Source organism: Streptomyces hoynatensis (assembly GCF_003626535.1).
In the GTDB taxonomy this organism is placed as follows: Bacteria; Actinomycetota; Actinomycetes; order Streptomycetales; family Streptomycetaceae; genus Streptomyces; species Streptomyces hoynatensis.
In genome coordinates this window covers 482,034-495,080 of the sequence record NZ_RBAL01000003.1, presented here as the reverse complement: position 1 = coordinate 495,080, position 13,047 = coordinate 482,034, and the positions used below count along the sequence as shown (strand labels likewise).

Annotated in this window: 12 protein-coding genes; 4 read left to right on the top strand and 8 right to left on the bottom strand. The window is 74.2% G+C overall.

Features of this window, described 5'->3' with window-relative positions; translation table 11 throughout:
- Positions 1 to 292: 292 nt before the first annotated feature.
- The 4 genes from D7294_RS08010 to D7294_RS07990 all read right to left on the bottom strand — a co-directional run bounded on the left by D7294_RS08010 (position 293) and on the right by D7294_RS07990 (position 5,926).
- The gene (locus D7294_RS08010; protein WP_120677013.1) at positions 293 to 910 is read right to left on the bottom strand and encodes a choice-of-anchor C family protein; all 618 of its coding nucleotides are present in this window, start codon (positions 908 to 910) and stop codon (positions 293 to 295) included.
- Positions 911 to 1,218: 308 nt separating this feature from the next.
- On the bottom strand, positions 1,219 to 2,718 hold the full coding sequence (locus D7294_RS08005) for a glycoside hydrolase family 43 protein (RefSeq protein WP_120677011.1): 1,500 nt from the start codon (positions 2,716 to 2,718) through the stop codon (positions 1,219 to 1,221).
- 97 nt (positions 2,719 to 2,815) lie between these two features.
- The gene (locus D7294_RS32600; protein ID WP_241562182.1) at positions 2,816 to 4,585 is read right to left on the bottom strand and encodes a cellulose binding domain-containing protein; all 1,770 of its coding nucleotides are present in this window, start codon (positions 4,583 to 4,585) and stop codon (positions 2,816 to 2,818) included.
- Positions 4,586 to 4,903: 318 nt separating this feature from the next.
- Positions 4,904 to 5,926, bottom strand: coding sequence for a LacI family DNA-binding transcriptional regulator (locus D7294_RS07990; protein WP_241562181.1), 1,023 nt, complete (start codon positions 5,924 to 5,926; stop codon positions 4,904 to 4,906).
- Positions 5,927 to 6,296: 370 nt separating this feature from the next.
- Here D7294_RS07990 and D7294_RS07985 point away from each other — a divergent pair, with 370 nt between their 5' ends.
- The gene (locus tag D7294_RS07985) at positions 6,297 to 6,590 is read left to right on the top strand and encodes a hypothetical protein (protein WP_120677007.1); all 294 of its coding nucleotides are present in this window, start codon (positions 6,297 to 6,299) and stop codon (positions 6,588 to 6,590) included.
- Positions 6,591 to 6,659: 69 nt separating this feature from the next.
- Here the strand turns inward: D7294_RS07985 and D7294_RS07980 are convergent, their stop codons facing one another.
- Entirely contained in the window at positions 6,660 to 7,907 is a 1,248-nt protein-coding gene (locus tag D7294_RS07980; protein WP_241562180.1) for a helix-turn-helix domain-containing protein, read from the bottom strand.
- Between the two features lie 209 nt (positions 7,908 to 8,116).
- Between D7294_RS07980 and D7294_RS07975 the strand changes: the two genes are divergently transcribed.
- Complete coding sequence (locus D7294_RS07975; RefSeq protein WP_120677003.1) at positions 8,117 to 8,854, top strand: DUF4232 domain-containing protein; 738 nt, start codon at positions 8,117 to 8,119, stop codon at positions 8,852 to 8,854.
- 144 nt (positions 8,855 to 8,998) lie between these two features.
- Here the strand turns inward: D7294_RS07975 and D7294_RS07970 are convergent, their stop codons facing one another.
- Positions 8,999 to 9,910, bottom strand: coding sequence for an SDR family oxidoreductase (locus tag D7294_RS07970; protein WP_120677001.1), 912 nt, complete (start codon positions 9,908 to 9,910; stop codon positions 8,999 to 9,001).
- A gap of 124 nt (positions 9,911 to 10,034) precedes the next feature.
- Here D7294_RS07970 and D7294_RS07965 point away from each other — a divergent pair, with 124 nt between their 5' ends.
- A complete protein-coding gene (locus tag D7294_RS07965; RefSeq protein ID WP_120676998.1) occupies positions 10,035 to 10,628 on the top strand; it encodes a TetR family transcriptional regulator in 594 nt (197 codons plus the stop codon).
- 138 nt (positions 10,629 to 10,766) lie between these two features.
- Here the strand turns inward: D7294_RS07965 and D7294_RS07960 are convergent, their stop codons facing one another.
- Together D7294_RS07960 and D7294_RS07955 are read right to left on the bottom strand one after the other, a co-directional pair.
- The gene (locus D7294_RS07960; protein ID WP_120676996.1) at positions 10,767 to 10,967 is read right to left on the bottom strand and encodes a DUF397 domain-containing protein; all 201 of its coding nucleotides are present in this window, start codon (positions 10,965 to 10,967) and stop codon (positions 10,767 to 10,769) included.
- Positions 10,964 to 11,863 carry a DUF5753 domain-containing protein gene (locus tag D7294_RS07955; RefSeq protein ID WP_241562179.1) on the bottom strand — a complete coding sequence of 300 codons (900 nt, stop codon included), beginning with the start codon at positions 11,861 to 11,863 and terminating at the stop codon, positions 10,964 to 10,966. Before D7294_RS07955 ends, D7294_RS07960 begins: the two co-directional genes overlap by 4 nt.
- Before the next feature lie 529 nt (positions 11,864 to 12,392).
- Here D7294_RS07955 and D7294_RS07950 point away from each other — a divergent pair.
- Positions 12,393 to 13,010 carry a hypothetical protein gene (locus D7294_RS07950; protein WP_120676992.1) on the top strand — a complete coding sequence of 206 codons (618 nt, stop codon included), beginning with the start codon at positions 12,393 to 12,395 and terminating at the stop codon, positions 13,008 to 13,010.
- Positions 13,011 to 13,047: the final 37 nt, after the last annotated feature.

Here is a 13,047-nt window from a genome sequence, read left to right as displayed (position 1 = left end):
CGCTCCCCCGGTTCTTCGCTGCGGTGCTCGGCCGGCGCGAGCAGGGCCGCCCGCGTCGAGGTCGCCCTTCACGGTGCTGGACCAATCCCCCGGGGTCAACTCGATGCCGGGGAAATCCTCGTGGGGCCGCAGCGCGGGTGGCGGGCGGCTGGGCCGGTGGCGCCCCGGCACGCGGCCCGGAATGGGGGGCGTGCCGGGGGCCTTCGGGCGGCGGTGCGCCGCCGGCCGGTCGGCCCCGGCGCCGGGGTGGTCGGCCCCGGCGCCGGGGTGCGCAGGGCGCCGGGGCCCGGGGTCAGCAGGGGCAGGAACAGGTGGTGACCTGCACGTCGTCGATCACCGGTCCGTAGGCGCTGTTCGCCGTGGTGCTGGCGAAGCCGAGCGTGGTGGTGGCGGTGGTGGCCACGAAGGTCGCCTGCCGCTTGATGTAGCCCATGTCGGTGTACGTCTTGCCGGTGACGTCGAAGGAGAAGTCCTGGATGTCCTGGCCGTCGAGGAGCACCCGGCCGGTGCGCAGGGCCGGGCCGCCTCCCGGGTTTCCGGCCAGCGCGTAGGTGACGGTGTAGGTCTGTCCCGGGGTGGTGGTGAAGGTCTGCGCCACCGTTCCGGGGACGGTGGCGTTCAGGTCGAGGGACTGGTTGCCTTCCGCGGCCTGCCAGAACCCGTCGTCGACGAGGTCCACGGCGCCGCCGGTCACCGTCCAGGGCCCGATGGCCTGCCCCGCCTGGTAGGTGGTGAACGCGTCCGCCCTGGCGATCGGGTACTCGAAGCTGCCGTCGTCGAACCGGCTGACGAGGATGGTGGCGTCGGTGGGACCGGGCTCCTGGGCCGGGGCGGCCAGGGCCGTGCCGGTGCCGCAGGCGGCTATCCCGGCGAGAGCCAACGCGGCGATGAGGGAACGCTTCGCTGCCAAGTTTCCTCCTCGGTGTGCGTCCCCCGCGGCACCTCGCCGGGGGGACGGGCGAGTCAACTGTCGCCGCGGCCAAGTCAGTTGGCCATATCGGGGAGGAAGGGCACGGAGGCGCGCGGCGGGGGTGTAAAACCGCAGGCAGGCGCGTTTCCTCGCCGCACGCCCGCGCGCACTCCGCCCTGCCCGGCGGATGCACGCTCCCCGGTCACGTGCCCGCTCCCCGATCGGGGCCCGGTCCGGGCCCCGATCGGGCCCGGCCCGGGGGGCGTGGCCGATGTGGGGGGCGGCGCCGCCCGGGGTGGGGCAGCCGGTCAGCGGTCCAGCGGCTCGTAGTCGAACCAGTCGAAGTGGACGGTGCCGTCCGCGGCGTACATGCCGAGGACGCGGCCGGTGAAGCCGCCGGCGACCTCGGTGGACAGGTACCGTCCGTCGAGCGTCGCCAGCGCGGTGAACCCGCCCTCCTCCTCGATGCCGAGGGCGAGGACGTCGGGCCCGGTCCGCGCGTCGCGCACCTCGCGGGTCGCGGTCGTCTCAAGGCCCAGGACCACGGGGCCTGGGGGCGCGGGCCGGGAGGCCAGCACGGTGCGCAGCGGCCCGACGCGGGCGAGCACCCGGATCTCCCGCGGGTCCGCCTCGATCTCGTAGTGGTGGGCCTCGTCGAGGCGGACGGCCAGGCCGCCGCGACCCGCGGCCGGGTCGAGCAGGGTGCGCACGCGGCAGGAGAGGTGCTGCTGGCGCCGGCCGAGGAAGGTGACGTCCGGCTCGTCGAGCGAGTGCCCCGCCGCGTGCAGGGTCAGCCAGCCCGGGCGCTGATTCGTGGTGCAGTTCCGCGGGTGGCGGTGGCGTGGCGAGATCCAGCGGGGGGCCGGCTCCTGGGCGTCGAAGTCGTCGCGCGCCGGGGCGGGCGGGGCCGGCCGGAGCGGCCAGGGCGGAGCGGGCATGTCCGGCCCCGGCTCGCCGACGGCCGGCCAGCCGTCGGCCCAGCTCACCGGGGCCAGGAAGGTCTCGCGCCCCAGCACGTGCCAGCCGGGGGTGCCGCCGAGCGGGCGGACGCCGAGCAGCAGCATCCACCAGGAGCCGTCGGGGCCCTGCACCAGGTCGGCGTGGCCGGTGTTCTGGACGGGGTGGTCGGTGCCCCGGTGGGTGAGGATCGGGTTGGCCGGGCACGGCTCGAAGGGGCCGTTCGGGGTGCGGGAGCGGGCGATGGACACGGCGTGGCACCGCTCGGTGCCGCCCTCGGCGATCAGCAGGTACCAGTGGTCCCCGATCCGGTACAGGTGCGGCGCCTCGGGGGCCTTGGCGCCGGGGGCGCCCGACCACAGCCGGCGGGGCGGGCCGAGGACCCGGCCGGTGTGGGGGTCGAGGGGTACCTGTTCCACGCCGGCGTAGGTGCACCAGCAGGTGCCGTCCTCGTCCCAGGCGAGGTCGGGGTCGATGCCCTTGACGCCGGGCAGCCGGATCGGGTCGCTCCAGGGGCCGGCGGGGTCGGCCGCGGTCACCAGCAGGTTGCCGCCGTCGCTCACATTGGTGGTGATCAGCCAGAACCGGCCGTCGTGGTGGCGCAGCGTGGGTGCGTAGATGCCGCCGGAGGAGGGGGTGCCGGGCGGCAGGCGCAGCTGGCCGGGGCGGTCCAGGGCGTTGCCGATCTGGGTCCAGTGCACCAGGTCGCGGCTGTGGAAGAGGGGCACCCCCGGGAAGTATTCGAAGCTGGAGCAGGCGAGGTAGTAGTCGGGGCCGACCCGGCAGACGCTCGGGTCGGGGTGGAACCCGGGGAGCACGGGGTTGCGGAACGTGTCGGGCTTTTCTTGCATGCTCCTCGTCGAATCCTTTCGGGGGTGGGGGCCGTTGCGGCGGTGGGCTCGCCGGCGCGTGGTGCGCGCCGGCGTGCCGCCGTGGTGCGCGCCGGTGTCATGCCTCGGTGAGCGTGAAGTTTTCCGGTGGGGCGTTGCCGCCGTCCCGGGCGCCGGTGAACCCGATGCGCACCGAGCCACCCGCCGGGATGGCGCGGTTCCAGTCGGCGGGGCGCACCGTGACCGCGGCGCCGGACTGGGTGAAGGTGCCGCCCCACAGGGAGCGGATCGTCTGGCCGTCGGGGAAGGCGAAGGCGAGCTGCCAGCCGTCGAGCGCGGCCGTGCAGGAGAGGGTGATCTCCCCCTGGAACCCGCCCTGCCACTGGCCGGCCACCCGGTAGTCGACGGTGCAGGGCAGGTCCGCGCCGCCGGCTTCCAGGTGCACGACCACGATGCCGTAGGCCGGCACGGTCTGGGTGGCCGCGCTGCCCGCGGGGGCCGAGCCGATCGAGCTCGCGTTCTTCAGGTAGGAGTACACGGTCGGGGTGGCCCGGGAGGGCGTGAACCCGTCGTAGGTCAGGTCGACGGTGGCCTCGTTCGCGGGGTCCTCGTTGATCAGCATGACGTTCAGGTCGCCGTCGGCCTCGCGGGCGGCGTGGGCGGCCACCTGCGGCGTCGAACTGCGGGTGGGCACGAGCGTGTCGCCGGGCGAGCCGAGGTGGGTGATCATGCGGGCGCCGTGGTAGGGCGGGAAGGGCGTGTTCAGCGGCGGCTCGCACGCGGCGCCGCTGGAGAGGATGCCGCCGTCGTCGTAGTCGGTGGCGCCCTCGACCTCCGTGAGGTTGCCGCAGTCGGTGCCGTTGTGGAGGTTCCACCAGTCCAGGGTGAACGCGCCCTGTTCCAGCCAGGTCAGGTACTCGTCCGCGGCGAACAGGCCGCTGGGCGAGGTGTTCTTGTAGCCGGTGGCGGCGGCCTCGGTCACGGCGATGCCGATCTCCGGGGCGCGTTCCCCGGCGTACCGGTCGATCAGCGACCGCAGGGCGGCGGCCATCTGCGGGATCTCGGTCCGCGGCGCGTCCAGCAGGTCGGCCTGGCCGGTGGCGCTCGGGTAGTGGTGCACGATCACGAAGTCGATCTCCTGGCCGGCGATCGACATGACCGTGTTGTTCCAGTCCATCGCGTCGCCCTCGCCGACGATGCCGTCCGGCCAGGAGCCGGGGGTGGTCAGCACCGCGCCGATCCGGATGGTGGGGTCGACCGCCTTCATCGCGGAGGCGTACTCCCGCAGGTTCGCCGCGTACGCCGCCGGGGACTTGTCCTCGTGGTGGTCGGTCTCCCAGGTGGCGCCGTAATGCCCGTTCCCGTAGACCTCGTTGCCGATCTCCCAGTACCTGATCCCGTAGTCGTGGGTCACGTTCGCGTACCGCACCCAGCCCGCGGCCTCCTCCGGCGTTCCCGAGCCGTAGTTGGCGGTGATGATCGGCTGGGCGCCGGTGGCGTGCGCCGTGTCCACGAAGGCGTCGAACTCGGTGCCCGGGGCGACGTAGCCGCCCTCGACGGTGTGCGTCTCCCAGTGGTAGCCGTCCGCGTAGCTGCCGCCGGGGTAGCGGATCATCCCGACGCCCGCGTCGGCGAGGAGGGCGGGGACGTCCGGGTGGTTCATGTTTCCGTCGTAGACCGCGACGTTCATGCCGATGCCGGTGCCGGGGATCGTCGCCAGCGCCCGGCCGGCGTCGACCGTCACGGTCGCGGTCGCCGCAGCGGCGGCGGGGGCGGGCTCGGATCCTGCGGTGGCCGGGCCCGCGGCGGCCGGGCCCGCGGCGGTCAGCGCGGTGGCCGCGACCAGTCCGGTCCATGGGGCGAATCTCCTGCGAACCACTCTCCACATGAGCACCTCCGGCACGGCGACCGGGGGCGCTTCGGGGCGAGTCCTGTGCCTCGCCCCCGGGTCCCGGACGCGTGCGAGCATCGGCGAAATGAGGGAAACTTTCGCATGGTTGAGCCCGACAGTTTCTCGGAGAGGGTAGCGACGGCCCCCACCGCGGTCAACGGCCCGCGCTCCCGCCCCTTCGCTTTCGGCCGCGGGCCCGCGCCGGCGGGAGGCCGCCGCCGCTTGTGGGGGCGCGGCACGGGCGGGCGCGGGAGGTGGGGGTGAGGGGCGGGGCGAGAGGGGCGGGGTGAGAGGGGCGCGGGCGGCGGGCGGGGGTCAGTTCCTCGGCGGGGCGGTGCTCTCGCGCACGGTCAGGGTGGTGGCGATCTCGAGACCGGTCTGCGGTGCCCGCTCGCCCCTCCCGAGGGTGAGCGCCAACTCGGTTGCCGCCACGGCCATTTCGGTCAGCGGCTGGTGCACGGTGGTCAGCGGCGGGTCGACCCAGGCGACCACGGGCAGGTCGTCGAAGCCGACGACGCTGAGGTCGCCCGGAATGCTCAGGCCCGCCTCGCGGGCGGCCTGGTAGACGCCCAGCGCCTGCAGGTCGTTCGCGGCGAAGATCGCGGTCGGGCGATCGGGGCGGGCCAGGAGCCGGCGCGCCGCGGCGCAGCCGTCCTCTCGGGTGAGGTCGGCGTGCACGACGAGCCCGGGATCGGCCGGCAGGCCGGCCTGCCGCAGCGCGGAGCGGTGGCCGTCCAACCGGGCGCAGCAGCACAGCACGTCCTCGGGCCCGCCGATCATGGCGATGCGGCGGTGCCCGAGCGCGGTGAGGTGGCGGGTCGCGGCCCGGCCGCCCGACCAGTTCGTCGCGCCCACGAACGGCACGTCGTCCGGCAGTTCCGCGGTCGGGTCGAAGACGACGAACGGGATGCCCTTGGCCCGCAGTTGCTCGCGCTCCTCCGCGGAGAGCTGGGCCACGGACAGCACGCAGTTCGGCCGCCGGGAGACGGTGTCGTCCCAGGTTCTCGGGGTGGAGTCGTGCAGCCCGAACTCGGACACCATGACCCCGACGCGGTGCTCGCGGGCGACCCGCTCGACGCCGCGGATGATCTCCACCGCCCACATGCTCTTCAGCTCGCGGAACACCAGCTCCACGACGTTGCTGCGGCCGGCGCCCGTGGGCTTGCGGTAGCCGTGCCGGTTGACCAGCTCCTCCACCCGGGCGCGCGTCTCCGCGGACACCCCGGACTTGCCGTTGATCACCTTCGACACGGTGGGGACCGACACCCCCGCCGACTCGGCGATGTACGCGATGGTGACCGGCCTGGACGCGTCCGGCCGCCGGGGCGCCGCGTCCACCGTTCCTTCAGAGCCGCCAGCCAAGGTCACCTTCCCGCTCACCCGCCCGGCGCGCGCCCGCCCGCGGGGCGGGGCGGGGCCGGGACTTCCCCCAGTGCGTGCCCGTACGGACGCCATTGTGGCACCTCGGGAACGCACGGCCGCCGGCCCGGCCGTACGTGAACTCTCCACTCCCATACCGCGAAAGTTTCCACGGTGGGGGGCACGGTCCGGGCGTGCGGGGCCCAGGGTGGTGGTGCGGCCGCGGGCGGGCAGCCGGCTGGTCCCCGCGCGCTCGCCCGGACGAGCCAATCCGGGGTGGGGCCCCCATCCGGCGGCCGTGGGCGGGGCACTCTCCTGCCGACACGAGCACCGCCGAGGAGGCAGCCTCATGCGCATTCCCACCACCCTGGCCGCGATCGGCCTCATGGCCGCGTCGGCCCTGCTTCTGCCCGCTCAGCCCGCGCAGTCGGCGCCACCGCCGCGGCCCACGGTCGGCTGCGCGAACCTGGCCGACGGCGGCGAGGGCTGGGCCGACCTCTACAACAGCTGCTCCTACTGGATTCAGGCCACGGTCGCGACGGACCGCGGGGTGATCACCGACTGCGTCGCCGTCCCGCCCAAGGGCTTCGCGAAGATCCTGTTCGACGGCGGGGTGCCGATCGATGCCTACGAGTGCCGCTGAGCGCGTCCGCGGCCACCCCTCCCGGCCGACCGGGACCGAGGGTGACCGGCCGGGGGCGTGGCCCGCTGCTCAGAAGTCGGCGGGCCGGCCCGTGTCCGCGTCGAACCATTCGGTGCCGCCGATCAGGTAGCCCCACTCGGTCTGCCCGCTGACGGCGCTGGTGCGGAACGGCCGCCCCTCGTCGTCGACGCGGAGGGTGCCGGAGTCCTCGCCGCTTGACCAGTCGAGTTCGAGGTACCAGCTGACGTCCTGGCTGTCGGTGTGGGCGTCGACGTAGAAGACGAGCGGTTCGCTCTCGTCGACCCACAGCGGGAGGTCGTCCTGCCCGTCGGCCGCGGCCGGCCGGGGCGCGGCGGCGTCCAGGTCCACGTCGAACGCCGCGGTCCGCACGGGGCCGCCGCCGCAGGCGGAGTAGCCGCCGTAGAGCTGCCAGGGCAGCGGCTCGCCGCTCTCGGTGACGCGCAGGCGCAGGTCGCGCAGGACGACCGTCTCCTGTCCCGTGCCCTGGACGGTGAGCTCCACGAGCTGCTCCCCGGCCGGCACGGCTCCCAGGGCGCGGGCCCAGCCGGGGGCCTCCGTCTCGGAGGGCGGGGGCGGCACCTGGGACGGCGGCCGGTCGACGAGGTAGCGGCCCTCGCACTGGTCGAGCGCGTAGGGGCGGGTGGCCACGGCCAGCGGGGCCGTCCCGGTGGCGCCTTCCGGCGCGCCGGCCGCGGCGCCCCCGCCGTCGCTCCCCTCCCCGTCCTGGGTGCCGCCCCCGCCGGTGAGGAGGCCGGTGAGCAGGGCGATCGTCAGGACGGCGGCGAGCACCCCCGCCGCGGCCAGGGCGATCCGCGGCCAGGCCCTGCGGGTGGCGGGCGGCGGCCCGTCGCCCGCCGCGGCGAGCCGGACCGCGCCCGGCCACACCGCGGCCGGCTCCCCGGCGGACGGCCCCGTCACGGACGGCCCCGTCACGGACGGCCCGGCAGCGGGCGGTCCCGCGGCGGGCGCCACGGGGGCCGGGCCTTCCGCCGGCTCCGGGGTGGCCGGGGGGACGGGCGGGCGGGGGCGGGCGCCCTTGCGCTCCCGCTCGCGCGCCGTGTCGGCGGCGATCCACCGCCGGTGCAGCTCGGCGTGCTCCTCGGGCGTGGCCCGGCACAGCCGGGCGAACCGCTCCACGGTCGCGAACTCGGGCGGCAGCGCCTCGCCCCGGCAGTAGCGGTGCAGCGTGGACGCACTCGCGTGCAGCCGCTGTGCCAGCACTCCATAGCTGAGCCCCGAGCGGTTCTTCAACTCCGTCAGCAGCGCGGCAAGATCCGCCGTCTCCGCACCAGGCACCGCCGTTCCCCCGTCCCTCGCGTCCCGTCCCGGCATCCCATGCGCCCAACATTCTCGCAGGTCACCCTTGGTGCATCCGTCCCAGCCCCCCGAAGTGACCGGTGACCGGCTGCGGTTGGGACGGAGCCCGGGCAATGCTTCGGTCGTCCGGGCCACCGGGTCCGGCGGATGCCCGCATCCGACGAGAACGACGAGAAAGCAGCATCACGATGACCGCCAATGCACTGCGCCGCCGCACCCGCCTCCTGGCCGCCGTCGCCGCGCTGGGCGCGACGTTCGCGCTCACCGCCTGCCAGGACGAGGAGGCGGGCGCCTCCGCCTCCCCCTCCTCCGGCGCGCATTCGCCCGCGGAGCAGGACGGTGGGGACGCCGCCGGGGGGACCGAGGGCGCCGGGGATTCCGAGCAGGCCGGAGACGCGCAGGAGGCCGGGGAAGGGGAAGAAGGCACGCAGGAGGATGGGCAGTCCGGCTCGGGTGCCCCGGGCGACGGGACGTCGGCAGGCGGCGCCGGGGAGTCGGCGGAGGACGCCGCCCCCTGCACGGACGCGAACACCGAGCTGACCGTCACCGCGGTCGAGCGGCCGATCAACCACCTGCTGCTGACGGTGACCAACACCGGCAGTGGCACCTGCTACGCCTGGTACGCGCCCTTCCTGCGCTTCGGCGACGCCCAGGCCTCCGTTCCCCGCATCGAGGAGAGCGCGCCGCAGGCCGTCGTCGCGCTCGCCCCCGGCGAGAGCGCCTACGCCGGCATCGCCACCTCCTCGGCCACCGGGGAGGAGGAGGGCTACACCGCGACGAGTCTCGGCGTGCAGTTCGCCGGGGCCGACGGCCATGGCGCCGGCGACATGACGGAGGTCGCACTGCCCGGCGGCGAGGTCTACGTCGACGCCGCGGCGCAGGTCACGTACTGGCAGACCTCGCTGGACGAGGCGCTCACCTGGTGACCCGCGGCGGGCGGGCCCCGGACCACCCACCGGCCCGCTCCCCCGGGGGGAACGGGACGTCCCGGCCGCGCGGGGGGCGGCCGGGCCGGGACCGGCGGGCTGTCGGCCGGGGCCTGCGGGCGGCAAGGCCGGATCGGCGGGCGGTCAGGCGGCCGGCTCGGTGAGGTAGTCGCCGTGCTCCAGGTCGTCGAGCAGCGAGGGATGGGTGGGCGACCAGCCGAGCAGTTCCTGGGTGTGCGCGCCGGAGACGGGCGCGTCGTAGCCGTAGACGGCGGCCATGAAGGGGCTCGTGAAGTGCGCGGCGGCCTCGTCCGGGGTCAGTGAGGACGTGGGCAGGCCGAGGACGCGGCCGATCGTCTCGGCGACGCTCCTCAGGGGGACGCCGCTCTCGGCCACGCCGTGCAGCACGCTGCCCGCGGGCGCCTTCTCCAGCGCCAGCCGGAACAGCACCGCCGCGTCGCGCCGGTGCACCGCGGGCCAGCGGTTGCCGCCGTCGCCGACGTAGGCCGACACGCCGGTGCGCCGCGCGGTGGCCACCAGCATGCCGATGAAGCCGTGGTCCTTCGGGCCGTGGACGGTGGGCGCGAGCCGGACCACGCTCGCGCGCACCTGCCGGGCGGCGAAGCCCAGGCAGGCCCGCTCGCCCGGGACGCGGAAGGCGGCCGGCCCGTCCGCGTCGGGCTCGTCCTTCTCGGTGCTCAGCCGTCCTGCGGGCATCACCAGGGTGCCGGAGGTGCTGACGAAGGGCTTCCCCGTGTTTTCCAGGGCCCGGCCGAGCGTCTCGATCGCGGTCAGGTCGCGCCGCGTCAGGTCCTCGGGGTCGGCGAAGTCGCCGCCGAAGGCCATGTGCAGGACGCCGTCGGCGGCCCCGGCACCGCGACGCAGGCTGTCGAGGTCCTCAAGACTGCCGCGGAGCGGGGTGGCGCCGAGCGCCTTGAGCCGGGCGGCGGCGGCATCGGAACGCGCCAGGCCGGTGACGGTGTGGCCGGCCGCGAGGAGTTCGGCGACGACGGCGGGGCCGGTCAGCCCCGAGCCGCCGGTCACGAAGACACGCATGACATTCTCTCCCAGTTAACGCCAGTGACTGGCACTACTTAGCGCCAGTCACTGACTCTACAGGTAATGTCAGCGACTGGCGCAACGTGACGCCAGTCGCTGACACCTGCGGTACCCTCGGGGCGTGCCACGGAGCGGAGCAGAAGCGCGCCGCCGCCTGCAGCAGGCGGCTCTCGAGCTGTACCGGGAGCGCGGATTCGACCGGACCACCACGGCCGAGATCGCCGCCAGGGCCGGCGTCAACGAGCGCACCTTCTTCCGGCACTTCCCGGACAAGCGCGAGGTGCTCTTCGACGGCGAGCCCGAGCTGCGTGCCGCGCTGATGCGGGCGGTGGCCGAGGCGCCCGGGGACCTGGAGCCACTCGACGTGCTGCTCTTCGCCTTCCGGAAGGCCGGCCGCATCCTGGAGGAGAACCGCCCGTTCTCCGAGCCGCGGCTCGCGGTCATCGCCGCGACCCCGGCGCTGCGCGAGCGCGAACTGGCCAAGGCCGCCTCGCTCACCGAGGCCGTGGCGGAGGCGCTGCGGCGCCGCAACGTCGCCGCCCGGCCAGCCGAACTGGCCGCCCACGCCGGCTGGGCCGCCTTCCACCAGGCGGCCCAGGACTGGCTCGCCGACGACTCCGCGCAGAGCCTGGACGCGCACCTCCTGCAGACCTTCGACGAACTGCGCGCCCTCTCCGGGCCCCGGCCCCCGGCGGCGGCCCGCGCCGGGGACTGACCGCGCCCGCTGGCGGCCCTCGCCGGTGAGCCGCCGGGCTCGGCGGCGAGCGGCCGACGCACCCCCATCGCCCCGATGCGCACGTGCCCCACGACTCCGCGGAGTCGTGGGGCACGCCCGTATCAGCCGCCGGTTGCCTCAGCCGGGCAGCTCCCCGCGCTTCAACGCGTCAACGAACGCGGACCAACTGCCGGCGGACAGCCGAAGCGTGGCCCCCTGGGACACCTTGCTGTCCCTGACGGGCACCACATCCCCGGACGGCAGCCGGCACTCCACGCACTCACCACCGGAGGAGCTGCTGTACGAACTCCGAATCCAAGTGGGGACTTGAGTGCTCACCGGGTGACCTCCTCGCGTGCAGCCTGGATGAGAGCTACTGAGTCTGTAGGGGAAGCCGCGTGTGCCCTCAGTCGATCATAGAAGCGAACGCAGCTCTCGACGGCTTGCCCGGAGCGGAAGAGCCTCCCACCCTGCGGATCGTCGGTGTACAGCACCGGAGAATCCCCATCGACCGTGAGAAGGGTAAAGGGGCCCACGTGCGCGCCCTCTGCGCCGGCTTCGAACGTGATCACCTGAATATTCACCCCCGGTCGCGCCGCCAGGTGCACCAGGCGGTCCAGTTGCTCGGCCATCACTTCCGGTCCTCCCACACGCATGCGCAGGCACGATTCGTGGAGGATCAGCCACAGTCGCGGGGGGCGCTTCTTCGCAAGAACGTGCTGTCTCCGAATACGCAACGCCACCTTGTCCTCGATCACCTCGTCCGGCTCGTCGGACCAGCCCGCCCGGAAGATGGCCCGCGCGTACGCCTCGGTCTGCACGATTCCGGCGATCCTGATGTTGGAGAAGGCGCAAATGACCCGCGCCTGCGCCTCCAGTTGGACGAAGGGCATGAATGCGCTCGGGTGCTCCCCCTGTTCAAGTCGGTGGAGCAGCCCGGTGAACAGCCCGTTGGTGCCGAACACTTTGTCGCAGCCCTCGGCAAATCGATGGCTCGGCGTGAGGTTGCCTGATTCCACGCCGCTCACGTAAGCCACCGAGTAGCCGACGCCCTGGCCCAGCTGCGCCTGCGTCAGGCGACGCCCCAGCCGCACTCGCCTGACGTCCGCTCCGAAACGCCGCAGGGGGCTGAAGTCTTCGCCTGGCTTCTCCTCCGCCACCGGTTTGGCCTGCCCTTTTCCTCCACCGGATCGACTTCTCGCCCGGCGCAGCTTTTCAGAGGTTTCGCTGAACACTATCCATCCTACTGCGAGTTGCGTTGGTCTGGTTACCGGCAGCGAGCAATGTGCCGGTTGGGCCTTGGTGGCGAACGGCAAGACCTGACAGGAGGAAAGATGGATCTTCAGCCATGTGTTGAAGCACGTGATGCAGCGGTGAGTGAGCGGTGACGACCACGCCCACGCCTTCCAGGGGACCGGAGCGAGGGAAGCGAGAGGCGCAGGAGAGCCAGGGGAGGAAGCCCCGCTCAGATATACCGCAATCGCCGCAGGAGAGGCAGCCGAAAGAGTTTTCGGGGGCTCCCCCTTATGGTGGCGGCGCCCCGCCTTCCGAAAACGCGGACCCGGCCGGGCAGGCATGCGAGGACAGGCCGTCGCTGGCCGAACTCCGCGCGCAATTCGCCCGGTTGAGCGCGGTCGTGCGTGAACACCTGGAAGGCGGGCGGGACTCGCGATCGGGCGGCACCAGGCCCGCCTGCCGCCCGGGAGGGCCGTGCACGGGCCCTTGGCCGCAACTCCCGCTGCCCGATCCGGAGGACCCGACCCGATGCCCGAGATCCTGACCTGGGGGCCCAACCGGCTGCCCGTGCCGTATGTCGCCAAGTGGAGCGGGGAAGAGGTCCTCGCCGGTGGGGCGCTGGGCCTGCGGCCGGGCGGGTGGGGCCTCGCCTACCGGGACGAGGCGGCCGCAGACCGGGACCGCCACGGCGTGCTGTGGGCCCGGGTCGGCCACGCCCCCGGCAGCGGACGCCCCGACTTCCGCGTCATGCACCCGGCCCGGCAACGCCACGCCATGCAGCACCGCCTGTGCCAGGTATGCGCCCGGCCCGCGGACCGCAACGGCAAAGGATGGCTGTTCGCGCTGCGCCGGCCCGACGCCGCCGACGCGCTCCCCGGCTGGCCCGAGGGACTGCTGTCCACCAAGCCGCCGGTGTGCGCGCCCTGCGCACGGCTGGCGACCGAACACTGCCCCCACCTGGGCGAGCCCGTGTTCGTCCGGGTGCGCAAACCGCGCGTGTGGGGAGTGTTCGGCGGGGCCTTCGGACCAGGGCTCACCCCAGGACCCGACGACTACCTCCCCTACGGCCACCCCGCCACACCCGCCTTCCTCGCCAACCAGCTCGTCACCGAACTCACCCGCTGCACCCTCACCCCGGCGCCATAGCCACCAGGCCGCGGACCGGGGAAGGGGGCGGCCGCTC